Annotated in this window: 16 protein-coding genes; 8 read left to right on the top strand and 8 right to left on the bottom strand. The window is 46.1% G+C overall.

From position 1 onward, the window contains the following. Window positions 1-20: 20 nt before the first annotated feature. A complete protein-coding gene (locus CLV59_RS09230) occupies window positions 21-1,079 on the bottom strand; it encodes a hypothetical protein (RefSeq protein WP_111591750.1) in 1,059 nt (352 codons plus the stop codon). A 61-nt stretch (window positions 1,080-1,140) separates the two neighbouring features. Continuing rightward, window positions 1,141-2,520: an MFS transporter gene (locus CLV59_RS09225; protein WP_111591749.1), complete on the bottom strand. Its 1,380-nt coding sequence runs from the start codon at window positions 2,518-2,520 to the stop codon at window positions 1,141-1,143. A gap of 148 nt (window positions 2,521-2,668) precedes the next feature. Between CLV59_RS09225 and CLV59_RS09220 the strand changes: the two genes are divergently transcribed. The 4 genes from CLV59_RS09220 to CLV59_RS09205 all read left to right on the top strand — a co-directional run bounded on the left by CLV59_RS09220 (window position 2,669) and on the right by CLV59_RS09205 (window position 5,508). Continuing rightward, the gene (locus CLV59_RS09220; RefSeq protein WP_245950841.1) at window positions 2,669-3,139 is read left to right on the top strand and encodes an Lrp/AsnC family transcriptional regulator; all 471 of its coding nucleotides are present in this window, start codon (window positions 2,669-2,671) and stop codon (window positions 3,137-3,139) included. 1 nt (window position 3,140) lies between these two features. Next, window positions 3,141-3,998 carry a helix-turn-helix transcriptional regulator gene (locus tag CLV59_RS09215; protein WP_111591748.1) on the top strand — a complete coding sequence of 286 codons (858 nt, stop codon included), beginning with the start codon at window positions 3,141-3,143 and terminating at the stop codon, window positions 3,996-3,998. 61 nt (window positions 3,999-4,059) lie between these two features. After that, a complete protein-coding gene (locus tag CLV59_RS09210; protein ID WP_111591747.1) occupies window positions 4,060-4,449 on the top strand; it encodes an ester cyclase in 390 nt (129 codons plus the stop codon). Between the two features lie 33 nt (window positions 4,450-4,482). Continuing rightward, window positions 4,483-5,508 carry a S66 peptidase family protein gene (locus tag CLV59_RS09205; protein ID WP_111591746.1) on the top strand — a complete coding sequence of 342 codons (1,026 nt, stop codon included), beginning with the start codon at window positions 4,483-4,485 and terminating at the stop codon, window positions 5,506-5,508. A 1-nt stretch (window position 5,509) separates the two neighbouring features. Here the strand turns inward: CLV59_RS09205 and CLV59_RS09200 are convergent, their stop codons facing one another. Then, on the bottom strand, window positions 5,510-6,835 hold the full coding sequence (locus CLV59_RS09200; RefSeq protein WP_111591745.1) for an NCS2 family permease: 1,326 nt from the start codon (window positions 6,833-6,835) through the stop codon (window positions 5,510-5,512). Between the two features lie 52 nt (window positions 6,836-6,887). Between CLV59_RS09200 and CLV59_RS09195 the strand changes: the two genes are divergently transcribed. From CLV59_RS09195 to CLV59_RS09185, 3 genes are read left to right on the top strand one after another with little or no spacing between them, the layout of a single operon-like run. After that, window positions 6,888-9,341 carry a ligase-associated DNA damage response DEXH box helicase gene (locus tag CLV59_RS09195; RefSeq protein ID WP_111591744.1) on the top strand — a complete coding sequence of 818 codons (2,454 nt, stop codon included), beginning with the start codon at window positions 6,888-6,890 and terminating at the stop codon, window positions 9,339-9,341. Between the two features lie 41 nt (window positions 9,342-9,382). Continuing rightward, window positions 9,383-10,030 (top strand): ligase-associated DNA damage response endonuclease PdeM, encoded by a 648-nt coding sequence (pdeM, locus tag CLV59_RS09190; protein ID WP_111591743.1) that lies wholly within the window; start codon window positions 9,383-9,385, stop codon window positions 10,028-10,030. 11 nt (window positions 10,031-10,041) lie between these two features. Next, the gene (locus CLV59_RS09185; RefSeq protein WP_111591742.1) at window positions 10,042-10,944 is read left to right on the top strand and encodes a histone deacetylase family protein; all 903 of its coding nucleotides are present in this window, start codon (window positions 10,042-10,044) and stop codon (window positions 10,942-10,944) included. Between the two features lie 36 nt (window positions 10,945-10,980). On the opposite strand, the gene CLV59_RS09180 is transcribed toward CLV59_RS09185, so the two are convergent. Next, entirely contained in the window at window positions 10,981-11,637 is a 657-nt protein-coding gene (locus CLV59_RS09180; RefSeq protein ID WP_111591741.1) for an ABC transporter ATP-binding protein, read from the bottom strand. A gap of 101 nt (window positions 11,638-11,738) precedes the next feature. On the opposite strand from CLV59_RS09180, the gene CLV59_RS09175 reads away from it, so the two are divergent. After that, window positions 11,739-11,960: a DUF2795 domain-containing protein gene (locus CLV59_RS09175; RefSeq protein ID WP_012794455.1), complete on the top strand. Its 222-nt coding sequence runs from the start codon at window positions 11,739-11,741 to the stop codon at window positions 11,958-11,960. A gap of 1,097 nt (window positions 11,961-13,057) precedes the next feature. On the opposite strand, the gene CLV59_RS09170 is transcribed toward CLV59_RS09175, so the two are convergent. From CLV59_RS09170 to CLV59_RS09155, 4 genes are all read right to left on the bottom strand, one after another. Continuing rightward, window positions 13,058-13,870, bottom strand: coding sequence for an enoyl-ACP reductase FabI (locus CLV59_RS09170; RefSeq protein ID WP_111591740.1), 813 nt, complete (start codon window positions 13,868-13,870; stop codon window positions 13,058-13,060). A 61-nt stretch (window positions 13,871-13,931) separates the two neighbouring features. Continuing rightward, window positions 13,932-15,578 (bottom strand): DNA repair protein RecN, encoded by a 1,647-nt coding sequence (gene recN / locus CLV59_RS09165; protein ID WP_111591739.1) that lies wholly within the window; start codon window positions 15,576-15,578, stop codon window positions 13,932-13,934. 44 nt (window positions 15,579-15,622) lie between these two features. Next, on the bottom strand, window positions 15,623-17,110 hold the full coding sequence (locus CLV59_RS09160; RefSeq protein WP_111591738.1) for a tetratricopeptide repeat protein: 1,488 nt from the start codon (window positions 17,108-17,110) through the stop codon (window positions 15,623-15,625). A gap of 254 nt (window positions 17,111-17,364) precedes the next feature. Further along, window positions 17,365-18,117 carry a zinc ribbon domain-containing protein gene (locus CLV59_RS09155; protein ID WP_111591737.1) on the bottom strand — a complete coding sequence of 251 codons (753 nt, stop codon included), beginning with the start codon at window positions 18,115-18,117 and terminating at the stop codon, window positions 17,365-17,367.

The following is an 18,117-nucleotide window of genomic DNA, read 5'->3' as shown; positions in this document are numbered from 1 at the left end:
CTCACGATTTGTAAATTGTATTATGACAGCTGAAAACAGCACAACACCCCTTCACTGGTAGTAGCCAGTAATTGGTGATGTACAACCGTAATGGTGATGATATTACTGCTGTAATCAAATATTCTGTCGCGGGTAGTAGTAGGACGTCCATCATAGTCATATGCAGTAAAGGAAACCCCTTCCGGCTTCAGTTCCGCATTAACAACAAGACTTTCCCTATCAAGTACCAGTAATCTTCCAAACTCCGAAAATACCAGTATACGCTTATCATCCAGGAAGAAAATAGTGTAGTTCAGACTATCTGGTTCATGCGCCGGATAATCCAGACTGCCCTGGAATATATCATCCTGCGATACCGACGCCACTTGTTCAAATGCAGGGAAAGAGAAAATCACTGCTGGCCCGTCGTAATGCGGCGCAGTTACAAACTCATTTCCGGAAGGAGAAAAATTCCCCATGATACAATCATCACATTGTGGCAGGTCTGTAAGCGTGATCTCGCCATTATTCCAGGTAATCAGCTTCAACTGATTAGTGTCCTGTCCTGCGGATGTTTCCAGTATTATTTTATCAGCATGTGGCGTGCGATGGAAATTATAGGCAAACTCCTGCTGTCCTTCTAATGTGTAAGTGGCCAGTACTGCGTAAGTAGTAGCATCCAAAACCTGCAACTCATCATTGCTTCCTTCTTCACTTCCAGGGATTACAAACCAGATAGTTTTTCCATCAGTAGAAAAATAACAGGCAGATCCAAGGAAATAACCCCACGGCTGATGTGTTACTGTATGCAATACCTTGGTACCTTCTCCATCCAGGATACGCATATCGCTGATCCCTGCAATTGCCATCTGGTGGCCATCCGGGGAGGCCGACAACTTACTGCTCACATAATTTACAGTTTGTCCCTGGAGAATTTTCTCCCAGACAATCTGCAACTGATTATCCAGTTTTGTAATGAGTGGCTGACTGGCAAAATTGACCAGTATTTCCCCATTAGGGATGGGTACAATACTTACAGGATTTGCTGTAAATGTGAGTTTTGCTTTTAATGGCAGGTGTATATTAGGAAACTGACTCATAATTTTTATTACGTTGCCGCAAAGGTACAGAAACCGCAAAACAATCCCCTAAGCTAATTAATTAAGCAAGCTGTTGATGAGGCATTGCAGCATCCTTTCGCTGAAAAATCAGTAGCGTAATAATAGCCGCTAATTCTATTAACATCAATACAACCAAAGATACCCCATGCATATCCCAGTGTAACGCCGGCGCCAGTTGTATCACCAGGCCAATGACGGAAAGTCCTAATCCGCCACCCAAAGAATTGGAAGTACCATTTACCCCCGATGCCAGGCCTTGCTGATGTGGTCCTGCCGACTGCACACTCAAAATAGTAACGCTGGGGAATATCATAGAAATACCGACTGTATTAGTACAAAAGATTCCTAACACTATCACAGGCAAAGGAAAGAATCCGAAATAACTGAAGAAAAAGCAAATGAAACCCAGGAGCATAAAAATATTCCCGATAATCCCCACCCATACTACGCCTACCCTTTTGAAAAAGTAAGGCAACAAAAACTTCCCAAACAAACCAGACATAATACTGAAAGGCAACAATAATAATCCAGCCATGTCCGGCTTGAAAAGAAGGTGTTGTTGCAGATAAAGCGTCAGCAGGAAGAGGTAGCTGACAAATGCAGCTCCGGTCAATAAAGCGCCCAAATTGCCTGCAATCGTTCCGTGTAATTTGAATATGCTGAAATCCATTAACGGAAACGGCTGTACGCGCTCCCGACGAATAAATATGGTTCCTAGAATCAGGAATCCCACTACTGTTGCAAGAAACATCCAGGGATTAGCACCTACATTCCCCAAAGAATGCAACATCCATGCTGCTGCCAACATCAGCAGCGTAATCATGATACCACTTTTGTAATCACTACTTACCGGATGCTCCTGTGGCTTATCTGCCGGTACATACAATACGGCAAAAACTATTGCTAATGCGATTACAGGCACGTTGATAAAGAATACCCATTGCCAGCCCCAGTAAGCGCTGATAAGACCGCCAATAGCCAAACCTGTGGCAAACCCGGTACCGGCCATCGCCCCAAATATTCCCATCGCCCGATTTCTGTCTGCCGCCTCCGGAAAAGTATTAATGATGATAGATATCGCTGCCGGAATAGCAAATGCCACTCCTATTCCCTGCATCGCCCGAAATGCCAGCAGCCATCCTAAATTACCCGCACAGCCAGCCGCAAAAGAAGCAATGCCAAATAAAGCCGCTCCTGTGATATATATTGTTCTTCGACCTTTGATATCAGACAACCGTCCACCCAACAATACAAATCCTCCATAAAACAACAGATATACTGTTTGTACCCATTGTATTGCATCCGGCCCAAAATTGAAATACTGCTCCATACTCGGTATAGCCATATTCAACACGGATGCATCCAATGCTTCAAAAAACACTGCCAGACAAGAAATGGTAAGTATTATTCTTTGGTTCATATTGCTGCTTTAAGATGTTGCAAACCTAAAAAACATAGAACACAAATCTATATTGAATTAAAATTTTGGAATAAAACACTTTATTTATATCTTTATATGGAGTTTTATTCCAAATCCACATTTATTCTTTCAACTAAACAGAAAAATATTGGAAACACCACTTGTACTGGATGAAAAAGACATGAATATCCTGAAACTGTTACAGCAGGATGCCAAAATGACCATGAGAGATATTGCTGCACAGTTGAATATGAGCACCACGCCTGTATATGAGCGCATTCGCAAAATGGAACAAGCGGGCATTATCAAACAATATGCAGCCATCGTAGATCCGAGCAAAATCGGAAAAGGATTGACAGTGCTCTGCTACATTACCTTGAAAGAACACAATAAAAAATACGGAAAAAAATTCATCCAGGAAATACTCAACTTCCCTGAAATCACAGAATGCCTCAACATTTCCGGGGAATTCGACTTCATGATAAAAGTACAGGTGAAAGATATGGATGAGTACCGCGAATTCTATGTCAACAAACTCGGAGAACTGGATAATCTCAGTCATACCCAAAGTATTTTTGTCATTTCTGTCATTAAAGCCACCCACCAGGTAGTGTACTAATATGCTGCTGAAATTCCCCCAGGACTTCCCCGGTCAGCAAATGCTGAAAGTCGGCAACAGGCACTTCGCCATGCTGAAACAAAGACGCATGGCCGAAAAGCGCAGAATCTTCCTGAGGGAACATACCCTGATTTTCGTCTTAAACGGATATAAATTACTGCACACAGACGAGGGAACGATTAAAGTGGAAGCAGGCTCTGTTTTCTTTGTCCGCAAAGGATTTCATATCCTCTCCGATATCGTGGAAGATGGGACGGATTTTAAAAGTCTGCTCATCTATCTCTCCGACGACCATATCAGTAAATTCCTGCATAAATATGGCGATCAGTTTCCTGCTCCGCCACAAAATACCGCCCAGATGGTATTTCCGCTGACGCCCTCACTGGAAACGTTCTCTCAACAGTTCATGCAGTATTTTTCTGCCGCCCCCAGTACGCTTGGTCCATTGCTACCCCTGAAGTTATTCGAGCTACTGTTACTGCTGTTGGCCACTCCGCAGCAGACCGCCTTTGCGGGGCTATTACAGGATATTGCAGCGGCTCCGTCTTTGGATATTGAATGGGTGGTGAGACGACATCTATTCGAACCGCTGGGGCTAGACGAACTGGCCAAACTATCCAACAGAAGTCTGGCAGCCTTCAAACGTGACTTCCAACGCCACTTTCAGACGAGTCCACGTAAATGGATTACCACACAACGCCTCGCTTACGCACACAAACTATTACTCAATTCCGATAAACAGGTCGCTGAAATTGGCCTTGAATGCGGGTTTGAACACATCCCACATTTCATTTCCCTCTTTCGTCAGCAGTACGGCCTGACGCCACAGGCATTCCGTGCCAAATCTGCTACTATTTGAGCCTTTTCCGTTATCAGGCTCCGTGTCTCCCCAACTACCTTTGCATACAAATAATCCTGCTATGCAAAACACTATCGAACAAAACAAAGCCATCGTCAGAAGATTTAATGAAGAATGCCTGGTAAAAGCCAATATGGAAGCGCTGGATGAAATCGTGGACCCACGGTTTATCAACCACACTGCGCCAGCAGGTTTTGCCAACGACAAAAACTCCCTCAAAACCTTTATCCTGGAAGGACTGAGTAATATAGACCAGCTTTCCCTGGAAATACATGAAATGATTGGAGAAGGCAATAAAGTAGTAACGCATAAAACATTTACCGGCATCCTACGTGGCCCATTCATGGGAAAAACTACTATCGGTGCGCCTTTCAAAATGCGCATCATCGACATCATTGAGCTGGAAAACGGCAGATACATGCATCATCACTCCATCCGTGAAGTGCAGTAAAGAAGTTAGGTGAAAAATGCTTACTTTGACTCAATGAACCGTAAGCATTTTTTATCCTCCCTGCTGGCCGCCGGAGCTACCCTCCCGGCTATACAGTCTGCAGCCTCTTTCATTCCGCAGGAAGCTATCCAACCACCCATTATTCCTCCTTACCTGAAGAAAGGCGATATCATCGGGATTACCTGTCCTGCCGGATATATCAAAAAAGAGGAAATCAGTGATGCCATCCGCATTATTGAAAGCTGGGGATTTATCGTGCGGATGGGCAATACTGTTGGCTTAAAAGATGGTTCCTTCGGCGGTACAGATCAGCAACGGGCAGCGGATTTTCAGGCGATGATGGACAATCCGGAGATAAAAGCCATCCTTTGCGCCCGCGGTGGTTACGGTTCTGCCAGAATGATAGATCAACTCAACTTCGAAAATTTCCGTAAGCGTCCGAAATGGATCATTGGGTTCAGCGATATCACGGCCATCCACAGCCATGTCAACAGCCAGTTCGACATCGTGAGTCTCCATAGTAAAATGTGCAACAGCTTCCCCTCAGATCTGCGGGGATCAGATGCCATCATGCAGGATACCATTAACTCCATTTACCAGTCGCTCACCGGTACGAAGATGCAATACAAGGCCGACAATGATCCCCACAATCGTATCGGAAAGGCCACCGCGCCAGTAGTGGGCGGTAATCTCTCTGTATTACAATCCGTTTCTGGTACAGCCTCTGAAATAGATACTAATGGAAAAATACTGTTCCTGGAAGAAGTAGGAGAATATCTGTATAACCTCGATCGTATGTTGGGAACACTGGAAAGATCGGGTAAGCTAAGCCATTTGAAAGGCCTGATTCTAGGAGGTTTCAATCGCATCAAGCCAGATGATCCGGGAGAAGAATTCGGCAGAAATCTCTATGATATCATTTTTGATCGCATAAAGATGTACAACTATCCGGTATGTTTCAATTTTCCGGTAGGTCATCAGCGTAACAACTATGCCTTAAAATCCAATGCAGTGCATACTTTGGAAGTGACCAGCACAGGTGCTACGCTGAAGGAATAATTTATTTCACAAAGAACGTTACGATAAAGAGAATTGCCAGTACATACATTACTGGACTGATCTGCTTATACTGACCTGTAAAGACTTTCAGCAGTACATAAGACAGCATGCCGAAAACGATTCCTTCTGCAATACTGTAGGAATAAGGCATCATCGCGATGGCCAGGAATGCCGGCAAAGCTTCTGTTACATCATTAAAATCGATTTTCGTTACGGAACCCATCATCAGCATGCCTACAATAATCAATGCTGGCGCGGTAGCCGCTTGAGGAATCATGGCAAATACCGGTGCGAAAAAGAGAGACAGCAGGAACATGATAGCCACGGTGAAAGATGTCAGTCCTGTTTTCCCGCCAGCCGCAATACCACTGGCACTTTCCACATAAGCCGTTACCACGCTGGTACCCAGGAGTCCTGCTGCAGTAGTACCTACTGCGTCTGCCATCAGCGCTTGTTTAGCTCTGGGGAGACGACCGTTCTCGTCCAGCAGTCCGGCCTTATTACAAAGACCAATGAGGGTGCCCACCGTATCAAAAAGATTGACCATCAGCAAGGTGAAGAGGATCATCACCATATCCATGGAAAAGATTTTGTCGAACTGCATTTTGAAAGCGATAGGCGCTATCGATGGCGGAAGTCCTACCAAATGTCCATTTTCCGGAAGATGTGTGACACCTAAAGGAATGCCTACTAAAGTTGCCGCCAGTATTCCTATAAGCAATGCCGCATTGACGCCTTTATACATCAGCACAGCGCTAACAATCACGCCAATGAGTGCCAGCAGCGGCCCCGCGGAAGTGAGGTCTCCCATTTTCAATACCACGCCGGCCAATTTATCATTCCCGATATGATGCATACCTGTTTCAATGATACCTGCATTAGCCATGCCTATCAGGGCGATGAGCAGCCCTATACCCACGGATATCGCATGTTTCAGATTACCGGGAATACTGTTGATAATTGCCTCCCGTATCTTAAACATGGAAAGAAAAATGAAGATGATCCCTTCCAGGAAAACGGCGGTGAGTGCAAACTGCCAGCTATAGCCCATCGAGGCTACGATAGTATAGGCAAAAAATGCGTTCAGTCCCATACCTGGCGCTACGCCAATTGGTAGTTTGGCATAAAATGCCATCACCAGCGTACCAATGGCGGCAGCGAGTGCGGTGGCCGTAATCAGGGCATGGAAATCCATTCCCGTTTGTGAAAGAATACTGGGATTTACCGCCAGTATGTAGGCCATGGTAGAAAATGTAGTGAGGCCTGCCAGGACCTCTTTTTTGAAAGTGGTCTGGTTTTCCTCCAGCCTGAAAAATTTAGATAGCATGTTGCAAAAATAGTGTCTTAATTTTATCCAATAACCGGATAGGAGATTGTGCATGAAAGGCAAACAAATCATTACCTCATGGCTGGCAGCAAAGGAACTGAAGCCCTTCCAGTTCCAGGAAGAGGCCTGGGAGGCTTATCAGCAGGGCAAATCAGGACTTGTAAATGCCCCTACAGGCTTCGGTAAAACGTTCTCGCTCTTCCTTGCAGTAGTCATTGCCTGGATAGATAAACATCCAGAACAGTATCGGAAAAAATACAAAAACGGGCTGCAATTATTGTGGATATCTCCTTTGCGCGCCCTCGCAAAAGATATTGCCCGTGCTATGACGGAAGTATTGGAAGAACTGCAAATCCCCTGGCAGGTAGGTATTCGCAGCGGCGACACCAGTATTAGCACCCGCGCTTCCCAGAAAAAACAGATGCCGGAAATTATGATTATCACGCCGGAGAGCCTGCATATCTTGCTCGCACAGCGCGATTATCCAGCCCATTTCAAACATCTCACCACCATCGTAGCAGACGAATGGCATGAACTCATCGGTACCAAACGCGGGGTCATGGTGGAACTCGCCCTCAGCCGACTAAAAGGCATCACTGCTGAGGAAAATCGCCCACCCCTGAAAATATGGGGTATCTCTGCCACTATTGGCAATCTTGAGGAGGCCATGCAGGTACTCATGGGAACCCATTACCAGGATGCCGTTATCATAAGGGCCCAATTAAAGAAAAATATAGCCCTAAAAAGCGTTATTCCTGCCGAGATGGACAAATACCCCTGGGCAGGACATTTAGGCCTTAAAATGCTCCCGCAGGCCATTCCTGTGATCATGGCAAGCCAGACCACCCTCCTGTTTACCAATACCCGTTCTCAGTCAGAGATTTGGTACCAGTCACTTTTAACTGCCTGTCCGGAGCTGGCTGGCGCCATCGCGCTGCACCATGGTTCCATAGACGCCGAACTGCGTATATGGGTGGAAGAAGCCCTTCATAATGGCATTTTGAAAGTAGTGGTATGTACTGCCAGTCTGGATCTGGGCGTGGATTTCCGCCCGGTAGATACCGTAATACAGGTGGGCAGCCCTAAAGGAGTAGCCCGCTTCCTGCAAAGAGCAGGCCGTAGCGGCCATCAGCCCAACGCCATCAGTAATATCTACTTCCTGCCTACCCATGCTCTGGAGCTGGTAGAGGCAGCAGCGCTGAAAGCCGCGATGGAAGAAGAACTGATTGAAAGCAGAATGCCAGTGCTGCTGGCCTGGGACGTATTGCTCCAATACCTGATGACCCTGGCCGTATCCGATGGATTCCATGCCAATGACATATGGGAGGAAGTCAGGAATACTTACTGTTATCAGCACATGACGCCGGAAGACTGGCAGTGGATACTTGCTTTTCTCACCACCGGCGGCGATGCCCTCTTCAGTTATGATGAGTTCAAAAAAATGGACCGCTCCGGAAACTTCTTCCGCTGTACCAGCAGGATGCTGGCCATGCGTCACCGCTTGCATATAGGCACTATTGTCAGCGATGTGATGATGAAAGTGAAATTTATGAGCGGAGGTTATGTAGGCGTGATAGAAGAAGGCTTTATATCGAGATTACAACCGGGAGACAGCTTTACACTGGCCGGCAGAAATCTGGAATTTGTAATGACGAAAGACATGACTGCCTTTGTCCGCAAATCCACCTCCAAGCGCACCATTGTGCCCAGCTGGCAAGGAGGTCGCATCCCGCTGTCGTCCAACCTGGGATGGATGCTGCGTCGTAAATTCAACGAAGCGCTTAGTCGCCGAACCAAAGACCCGGAACTATTGGCACTACAGCCCCTCTTCAATCTCCAGGAAGATTTATCCCATATTCCCAAAGATGATGAATTACTGATAGAGCATATTCAAACAGAAGATGGCTATCATCTGTTCGTATATCCCTTTGAAGGCCGGCTCGTACATGAAGTAATGGCAGCCTTACTGGCCTGGCGTATCAGTCGGATAACGCCCATCACTTTTTCCATAGCGATGAACGACTATGGCTTTGAGCTCTTGTCTGACCAACCCATTCCGCTCACCGCCGAAAATTCCAAAGCATTATTCACCACCGACAACCTGACCACGGAATTACAAGCCAGTGTAAATTCTACCGAAATGGCCCGTCGTAAGTTCAGGGACATTGCGGTAATAGCAGGTCTCATCTTCCAGGGCTATCCCGGTAAAAATAAAGCCAACAGGCATTTACAGGCATCGTCTTCCTTGTTGTTCAATGTTTTCAGGGATTATGACCCGCATAACCTGCTACTGCAACAGGCTTTTAATGAAGCCTTCTTTTACCAGATGGAGGAAGCCCGGCTACGGGAAACGCTGGACCGTATTGCAGTCAGCAAGATCGTGGTCACTCATCCGGAAAAACTCACCCCATTCTGCTTCCCGATTAAAGTGGATAGTCTCCGCGATACCATGACCAGCGAAAAACTGGCAGACCGCATAAAAAAATTGATCGCTGCAAACGGGTAGGAATTTGATAATTTGCACCCTGTTAAAAATCAGCAGAGAACGTGACAGGGGAAATATTTTTTTATCGGTCGCAACACTGGCAGCTATTGCCGGAGCGCGCCATCTACTGGCAGGAAGAACAGGCATTGATCGTATCAGATTTACATCTGGGCAAGGCTACTCATTTCAGGAAATCCGGTATTGCGGTACCGGCAGGGATAGTGGCAGAAGATCTGTTTCGCCTGCAACGCCTCATCACGCGCTATCAGCCAACTCAGATTATCATTACCGGCGATATGTTCCACAGCCATGAAAATAAGGAAGTGGATTATTTCGAGGTATGGAGAAGGCAGTTTCCCAATATTCGTTTTCACCTGGTAGTGGGCAACCACGATATTATGCCGGAAGAAATATATAGCCGGCTGAATATCCACATCTCCCCAACACTCACCCTCCGTAATATCCATTTTATTCATGAGCCTTGCGGTCATGATAACGGTTATACCTATACGTTTTCAGGCCATCTGCATCCGGGATATGTAATGGCAGGCATGGCCAGGCAGCGATTGAGACTGCCTTGCTTTTATTTCAGCAGGCACTGCTGCATATTACCGGCATTTGGCGAGTTCACCGGACTAGCTTCTATGAACGCCGAAGTGGATGAACCGGTATTTGTAATAGCCGGCGATTCCGTAGTAAGGGCACAATAAATCCCTGAAAAATGAAGATTGCATTTCACGAAGTTTATATACATCCGCTTCCACCCAATCATCGTTTCCCGATGATCAAATATGAGCTGATACCCGAGCAGTTGCTCCGGGAGGGCATTATCCGGGAGGAACACCTTTTTATGCCTGCACCGGCAGAAGAAGCAATTATTCTGCTCACCCATACCCGGGAATACTGGGAAAAGCTACGGGATCAGGGGCTCACCTATCGGGAACAGCGCCAGATAGGGTTTGAGCAGTCGCCCCGACTCACCTTGCGGGAAATTGTGATAGCCCAGGGTACGATTGATATATCCTTACATGCATTGGAGCATGGATTGGGATTCAATGTAGCTGGTGGTACGCATCATGCTTTTGCTGGAAAAGGGGAGGGATTCTGCTTACTGAATGATATAGCGGTAGCGGCTAATTACCTGCTGGATCAGCGGAAAATCCGCCAGGCGCTGGTGATAGACCTGGATGTACACCAGGGGAATGGCACCGCGGCTATCTTTGAAAATAACCCGCATGTATACACGTTCAGTATGCATGGCGCGCATAATTATCCTTTCCACAAGGAAAGATCAGATTTGGATATTCCCCTGCCGGATGGCATCACCGATGGCCCTTATCTTAGGTTACTGGAAGAGTCATTGGAAGATTTGATAAACAAGGTGCGTCCTGATATTGTATACTATTTATCTGGAGTGGACATCCTGGAAACGGATAAGCTGGGTAAGCTGAAGATAACAGCAGCAGGCTGCCGGGATAGGGACGCCATGGTATTCAGTGCGCTAAGGCGGCATAGTATACCGGTGGCAGTGGTAATGGGAGGCGGATATTCGCCGCGGGTAAAGCATGTGGTGGATGCCCATTGTCAAACCTTCCGGGAAGGTATAGACCAATACGGCTATTAAGCGGGCTATCGCCCCGCTATGGGGGCGATAAAGCTGCTAATGGGAGATAATCCGGCCGTCCTTCATGACAAGCTGCCTGTCGCTTAAAGGGGCCAGTTCTTCATTATGTGTGACGATGATGAAAGTCTGGTTGAATTTTTCCCTTAGTTCAAAAAACAGGTTATGTAGTTCTCTGGCATTACGGGAGTCGAGATTACCGGTAGGTTCATCGGCCATTACCACATCAGGATTGTTGATGAGGGCTCTGGCAACGGCTACTCTTTGTTGTTCACCACCGGAGAGCGCATTCGGTTTGTGGTCCATACGATCCTGCATACCGAGTGTTTCCAGCAGGAACATGGCTTTTTCTCTGACAGCATTTTTAGCCGTACCGGCAATAAAGCCTGGTATGCACACGTTTTCGAGGGCAGAGAATTCCGGCAGCAGATGGTGAAACTGGAAAATAAAGCCAATATGGCGGTTTCTGAAATCAGCGAGGGCATTCCCTTTCAGCTTGGTCAGATTGACATCATTCAGGAGAATTTCGCCAGTAGTGGGCGTATCCAACGTTCCGAGGATATGTAACAACGTACTTTTGCCGGCTCCGGACGAGCCAACAATAGTAACGATTTCCCCTTTACTGACAGTAATATCCACTCCCTTCAGAATCGGTAAGTTGGAATAATTTTTGGTGACATTGCGAGCGGTTAGCATAACCCAAAGAAAAGTAAATAACCAATAAAATAGTAAAAGTTGTTTATTTCAAATTAATGAATACTTTTGCGAAAATTTAAAAAAGTAAAAATTTTAATAAGATGTACTGGACATTAGAATTAGCTTCATACCTGGAGGATGCTCCATGGCCAGCTACGAAAGACGAACTCATTGACTACGCAATCCGCTCCGGTGCACCGATTGAAGTGATTGAGAACTTGCAGGAGCTGGAAGATGAGGGAGAGATTTACGAAGGGATTGAGGATATCTGGTCCGATTACCCGTCTCAAGACGACTTCTTCTTTAACGAAGATGAATATTAATCAGATAATCCGTTGTTACTTAGGCTCCTGAGCATCCTATGCCGAAAGTATTATAGCCGTTCCACCGAGGTGGTACGGCTATTTTTTTAGCGGTTATCTCCCTAAATCCCTCCAATCGGCAGTCCGCATTATCGTAATCTTCTTTCTGTGATCCTTCGCTCGCCAGCGCACCATCCATGCGAAGCCTGAAATATACGCAACTCTTCGCTCGCCAGCGCAGCATCACCGCCTCTTCAAAAAGAGTACCTACCTGGGCCAATACGCAATACACACAATAGTACCATCCGATCTTCGCTTGCTAACACGTGAAGCCTGAAATATACGCAGTCCTTCGCCCGCCAGCATAGCGCACCACCTGGCCCAATACGCAATCCACACAATAGTACAACCCGATCTTCGCTTGCCAGCACATGAAGCCTGAAATATACGCTGTCCTTCGATCGCCAGCGCAGCGGCACCGCCTCTTCCAAAAGAGCACCTATCTGGCCCAATGCGCAATCCACACAATCGTACAATCCGATCTTCACTTGCTAACATGCGAAGCCTGAAATATACGCAGTCCTTCACCCGCCAGCGCAGCGTCACCGCCTCTTCCAAAAGAGCACCTATCTGGCGCAATCCACACAATCGTACAACCCGATCTTCGCTTGCCAGCACATGAAGCCTGAAATATACGCTGTCCTTCGATCGCCAGCGCAGCGGCACCGCCTCTTCCAAAAGAGCACCTATCTGGCCCAATGCGCAATCCACACAATCGTACAATCCGATCTTCACTTGCTAACATGCGAAGCCTGAAATATACGCAGTCCTTCACCCGCCAGCGCAGCGTCACCGCCTCTTCCAAAAGAGCACCTATCTGGCGCAATCCACACAATCGTACAACCCGATCTTCGCTTGCCAGCACATGAAGCCTGAAATATACGCTGTCCTTCGATCGCCAGCGCAGCGGCACCGCGCGCAGCGCGGAACAAGACCGAATCGACATCGAAGATGTCGATTCCACAACCGGCAAACGGCGGTGAATCCCGCAAAACAATAAAAAAAGGCGATACCGGTAGGTATCGCCTTTTCTATATAAAAGAGGTTGTAAAGCCGAATTATTTCTCCATTTGAGCCACCACACCAGCAGAAATACCAGTGTAAGAGAACCCACCATCATGATAGAGGTTCTGCATAGTCACCATTCTGGTCAGGTCAGAGAACAGAGAAACTGCGTAATCTGCACATTCATCAGCAGAAGCATTACCCAGAGGGCTCATTTCTTCTGCATAACGCATGAAGCCATCGAAGCCTTGTACGCCGCTACCAGCTGTTGTTTTCACTGGAGACTGAGAGATAGTGTTTACACGTACTTTTTTGTGTACGCCATAGTGGTAACCAAAGCTACGTGCAATAGACTGCAACAGGGCTTTAGCATCCGCCATTTCACCGTAATCAGGGAATACGCGTTCTGCAGCGATGTAAGACAGCGCAATTACAGAAGCCCATTCGTTCAGTGCATCCAGTTTATAAGCTGTTTGCAGTACGCGGTGTAAAGAAATAGCAGAAATATCGAATGTTTTGTGATTAAAGTCGTAATCCAGGTCGGTATAGCTTCTGCCCTTACGAATGTTCATACCCATTGCTACGGAGTGCAGTACGAAATCGATCTTACCGCCAAAATGCTCCATAGATTTAGTGAACAGATTGTTCAGATCATCCATGTTGGTCACATCAGCAGGAATAACCGGTGCATTGCAGGTATCCGCCAGCTTTTTAATTTCACCCATACGGAGGGCAATAGGGGCATTGGTAAGCACGATTTCAGCGCCTTCTTCCACACAACGAAGTGCAGTTCTCCAAGCGATAGACTTTTCATCTAATGCGCCAAAGATGATACCTTTTTTCCCTTTTAATAAGTTATGAGCCATTTGGTCAAAAATTAATTTCGGCAAAAATAGCTGTTATAGTTGAAAAAAGCTATTTGATTTCTTAACGGACCATTTCCCTGGCATTTTCCAGGGCCGCAGCCGTAGGCTTCTCTCCACTCAGCATTTGAGCAATCTTGTTTATACGCTCTTCCAGTGTCAGCAAACGTACGCTGGTACGCACCTTTTCTGCAGCGGCATCTTTGTATACAAAGTAATGTGCATCGGCCTTTCCTGCGATCTGAGGTTGATGCGTAATACATATGATTTGATGTTCTTTCGCCAGGTCTTTCAGGATAATACCTACCTGTTTGGCGGCTTCGCCGGAAATACCGGTGTCTATCTCGTCAAATATTAATGTAGGGAGATGAACAGATTGCGCCACCAATGATTTTACACAAAGCATGATACGGCTCAACTCACCGCCAGATGCCACTTTACCAACAGGTGCAAACTGATTGCTTTTGTTGGCATCAAAGAGAAGATCCATTGTATCCTGTCCGTAGGCATTCAGTTCGCCGGTAACGATATCCACTTTCATGCGGGCATTAGGCATACCCACTTGCGCCAATAATTCGTTTACATTTCTTTCAAAAGGCACTGCAGCTTCAGTACGGGCAATAGTAATAGTTTCAGCCATTTGCAGCAGTTGCTCCTGCAAACGTGCCTGTTCTGCTTCCAGAGAGGCCAGTTGATCATCCAGATTAAGTACGCCTGCTACCTTTTGCTCCAGGGTATCGCGGATTTCCAGGAGTTCTGCGGTAGTTTGTACCCCATGTTTCTTGAAGAAACGATAGCCTTGTGCCAGTCTTTCATTTACTTGTTCAATGCGTGCGCCATCATATTGTACCTGATCGCTCAGGCGGTCAATATCTCCAGCGATATCCTGCAGTTCCACGTAGGCAGATTGCATACGTTCTGCCACTGCGGGCACATCTTTATGAAAGCTGGAAATGGCGAGGAGAGAGGATTGAATCTGTTTCAGTTGCTGAAGGATGGGTTGTTCGTCTTCTTTCAGCTGAAAATAAACGCGGGAAAGCGTATTCTTAATCTCTTCCGCATGACTCAGTACCTGTAGTTCGCCATCCAGGTCTTCTATTTCATTTTCTTTGAAATCAGCTTCTAGTAGTTCATCCAATAGGAATTTGTTGTAGTCCAGTTCCTTGTTGGCAACGTCTCTGTTGTCTGACAGTTCTTTATATTTCCGCTGTACCTGCTGGTATTGCAGAAACAGTTGTTGGTATTGTGGTAATGCAGAAGGTTTGGCAAGAGCGTCGATGACTTCCCGCTGGAAGTCTGCATTTCCCAGTTCCAGGGTATCGAACTGCTGGTGCAGGTCTACCAGGAACTGGCTGAGGGAAGATAACTGGGAGATGTTGACTGGCGTATCGTTGACGAAAGCCCTGGATTTGCCGGCAGCGCTGATCTCTCTGCGGATGATCAGCTGATCTTCCACATCCAGTTCATGTTCGTGCAGAAAGCTGGCTACCTGGTTGTTTTTCACCTGGAAGATGCCTTCTACTACGCACTTGTCTTCTTTATTAAACAGCACGCCTGGATCTGCTCTTTCGCCCAGGATAAGCGAGAGGGCGCCGAGCAGAATGGATTTACCTGCACCGGTTTCACCGGTGATAACGTTCAGGTTCCCGGAAAAATCCACTTCCAGGTGATCGATAATGGCGTAATTCTTAATGATTAAACGCTGTAACATAAGTCAGGATAATAATAAAATAAGCTAACTGCTGTACTCCCTCATCAGATCCCGTTTACACGTTGAATCCCGGCTTTGGCACGTGCGTCGAGGGAGTTTTTATAATCGTGGCCTCTCATATCCAGGCATTTCTGATAACACTGGATAGCTTTGGCTTTTTCATTTCTTTTTTCAAAGATGTATCCCATCTGAAGGGAGGCTCTGGCGGCATAATATTCCGGCCTGTTGGTGCCCACTTTGACGGTTACATCATACATCTGAACGGCTTTGTCGTCCTGACCGGTTTCATCGTATATGCGTCCCAGTCGGTATGCATATTCCAGCTTCTCATCAATCCCTGCGAAATCGGCTGCTTTTTTTGTCAGCAATAACTTCAATGCCTCTGTGAAATATCCTCCATCGCTCAGCAGCCGTACTTTTAAGAGGAAAGGATTCGGCCATTTGCCGCTTTCCGCCTCTTTCAGTGCCTGTTTATCGGCGTCTGTTTCTGTACCGCCGCGTTTGAAGATCATTTCGCGGTATTTGTTGGCCGCCGTCTGGTTTCCTTCCATATAGTAATACCAGCTAAGCCTTTGCAAACACTCTTTTACATAAAACTTTCCTTTGAAAGAATTCACAAAACGCTCCAGATAAACATGTGCATCTGAATCGAGTCTGGTGAGTTTCAGTAACCCATATACGTAGTTGTAATACTGGATGTCTGCATAATCCTCTCCCGTATTTCTTTCCTGTAAAACTTTCAGTCCTACTGCCGCCTTTTGGTTATTCAGGGCCAGATTGGCCACCATCAGGGCGAAGAGATAATTATTTTTGGTATCCAGTTGTTTGCGATTGAGAAACTGCCAGGTATCTTCCGGTTTATTCACAATAAACAACATGAGATAGCAGTAGAAGTAATAGGATTCCTCTCTGAACTGTTTTGCCTCCGGTGCATTGCTCTCTACGAAAGCATTTACATTCTCCATACCATCCTTAATACTTCCTTTCAGACCGAGGATATTCGTAATCCACTTATATCCTTCGGGGATAGTGCCGAAAACGGTTTGCATAGTGCCCAGCAATAATTTGTTGGGAATGAAATTCGGAAAGCGGCGTTGATTCTCTTTCAGCATCACATAAGCTTTCCTGATTTCCCAGGTGGCATCCCATTTTTCGTTGAACTTCACTTTTACGAGTGCCCAGTGAAACTTAATAGCCGCCTGCGTATACAGGTAGTATGGCGAATCTGCTGAGCCTTCCGACATTTTATCCAACCGGAAAGAACGTAAACCTCTCTTGCGGGAATATTCAGCGGCATCTTCATTGAAAAACAAAGGAAAAAAATCCGCATAGTCTTCCAGAAAATAAGGCATCAGATTATCCGGATGTTCTCTCTTCTCTTCTTCCAACAAGGATTTACCGACGTCCAACCGAAGCTGCATGATCGCATCATAAGCCTGTTCACACCGGGTATTGAAATCATACACCTTCTGCCTTGCACTAACGTTTAAGGCTAAACTGAGTACCAAAATGAATGAAACTACGATTCGCATACTGACAAAATTCCTGAAATTAAGGCCAATCTCAAATTAACAATCTACAATATTCAAAGTTGCCTTATTCCAGCGAATTTCCTGCCACAAAAAAAAAGAACTATTACGCATGGTATATGCGTGGAGGCCTGCGAAAGCAAAACTAATATTTTTAGTAATATGAAACTAATTTTATTAGCTTGATTTTAATAAAAAAGGCCTCTGCCGATTACGACAAAGGCCTTTAGTTAGTTTATGCCCGAGGCAATACCCGATTAGATAGTCACAGACGCTTCCAGGTCATTGTCTACCAGGATACGACCACAGTGCTCGCACACGATGATTTTCTTGTGCTGACGGATTTCTGCCTGACGTTGAGGAGGAATCGCGTTAAAGCAACCGCCGCAAGAATCACGAACAATGGTAACCACTGCCAGACCATTACGATAGTTTTTACGGATTTTCTCATATGCAGCCAGCAGACGAGGATCTACCTTAGAACGAGCATCATCACTCTGCTTTTCAAAATCTTTCTCTTCTTTCTCAGTTTCTGCAATGATCTTCTCCAGCTCGCCTTTCTTGTGTTTCAGGTTCGCTTCTTTATCGCCTACAGCTCTTTTAGCGCCTTCCAGCACCCGACTTTTATCCTTAATCTCTTCGTTTGCATCCTTGATGTGCTTTTCAGCCAACTTGATCTCAAGGTTCTGCATTTCCACTTCTTTGGTAATCGCCTCAAACTCGCGGTTATTCTTCACATTATCCTGCTGCTTCTCATATTTCTTGATCAGCGCCTCTGCTTCCTTAATAGCCGCTTTCTTGTTGGAAACGAAATCCTGGATACCCTTGATCTCATTCTCGATGTGTGACTGACGGGTATTCAATCCTTCGATCTCATCCTCCAGGTCCTTTACCTCAATCGGCAACTCCCCTTTCAGCACCTGGATCTCATCCAGCTTGGAATCAATCTTCTGCAATCTGAGTACAGACGCTAATTTTTCTTCAACGGAGTATTCTTTTACGGTAGCCAT

It is taken from the genome of Chitinophaga dinghuensis (assembly GCF_003259435.1).
Classification (GTDB): domain Bacteria; phylum Bacteroidota; class Bacteroidia; order Chitinophagales; family Chitinophagaceae; genus Chitinophaga; species Chitinophaga dinghuensis.
This window is presented reverse-complemented; position numbering and strand designations above follow the sequence as displayed.

Excerpts from the sequence above, each read along its gene's own strand:
- recN (WP_111591739.1), bottom strand. The coding sequence starts at position 15,578 with ATGTTACAGCGTTTAATCATTAAGAATTACGCCATTATCGATCACCTG.
- CLV59_RS09180 (WP_111591741.1), bottom strand. The coding sequence starts at position 11,637 with ATGCTAACCGCTCGCAATGTCACCAAAAATTATTCCAACTTACCGATT.
- CLV59_RS09215 (WP_111591748.1), top strand. The coding sequence starts at position 3,141 with ATGCTGCTGAAATTCCCCCAGGACTTCCCCGGTCAGCAAATGCTGAAA.
- CLV59_RS09195 (WP_111591744.1), top strand. The coding sequence starts at position 6,888 with ATGAAAGGCAAACAAATCATTACCTCATGGCTGGCAGCAAAGGAACTG.
- CLV59_RS09175 (WP_012794455.1), top strand. The coding sequence starts at position 11,739 with ATGTACTGGACATTAGAATTAGCTTCATACCTGGAGGATGCTCCATGG.
- CLV59_RS09210 (WP_111591747.1), top strand. The coding sequence starts at position 4,060 with ATGCAAAACACTATCGAACAAAACAAAGCCATCGTCAGAAGATTTAAT.
- CLV59_RS09160 (WP_111591738.1), bottom strand. The coding sequence starts at position 17,110 with ATGCGAATCGTAGTTTCATTCATTTTGGTACTCAGTTTAGCCTTAAAC.
- CLV59_RS09225 (WP_111591749.1), bottom strand. The coding sequence starts at position 2,520 with ATGAACCAAAGAATAATACTTACCATTTCTTGTCTGGCAGTGTTTTTT.
- CLV59_RS09200 (WP_111591745.1), bottom strand. The coding sequence starts at position 6,835 with ATGCTATCTAAATTTTTCAGGCTGGAGGAAAACCAGACCACTTTCAAA.
- CLV59_RS09205 (WP_111591746.1), top strand. The coding sequence starts at position 4,483 with ATGAACCGTAAGCATTTTTTATCCTCCCTGCTGGCCGCCGGAGCTACC.
- CLV59_RS09170 (WP_111591740.1), bottom strand. The coding sequence starts at position 13,870 with ATGGCTCATAACTTATTAAAAGGGAAAAAAGGTATCATCTTTGGCGCA.
- CLV59_RS09185 (WP_111591742.1), top strand. The coding sequence starts at position 10,042 with ATGAAGATTGCATTTCACGAAGTTTATATACATCCGCTTCCACCCAAT.
- CLV59_RS09230 (WP_111591750.1), bottom strand. The coding sequence starts at position 1,079 with ATGAGTCAGTTTCCTAATATACACCTGCCATTAAAAGCAAAACTCACA.
- CLV59_RS09155 (WP_111591737.1), bottom strand. The coding sequence starts at position 18,117 with ATGGCTACCGTAAAAGAATACTCCGTTGAAGAAAAATTAGCGTCTGTA.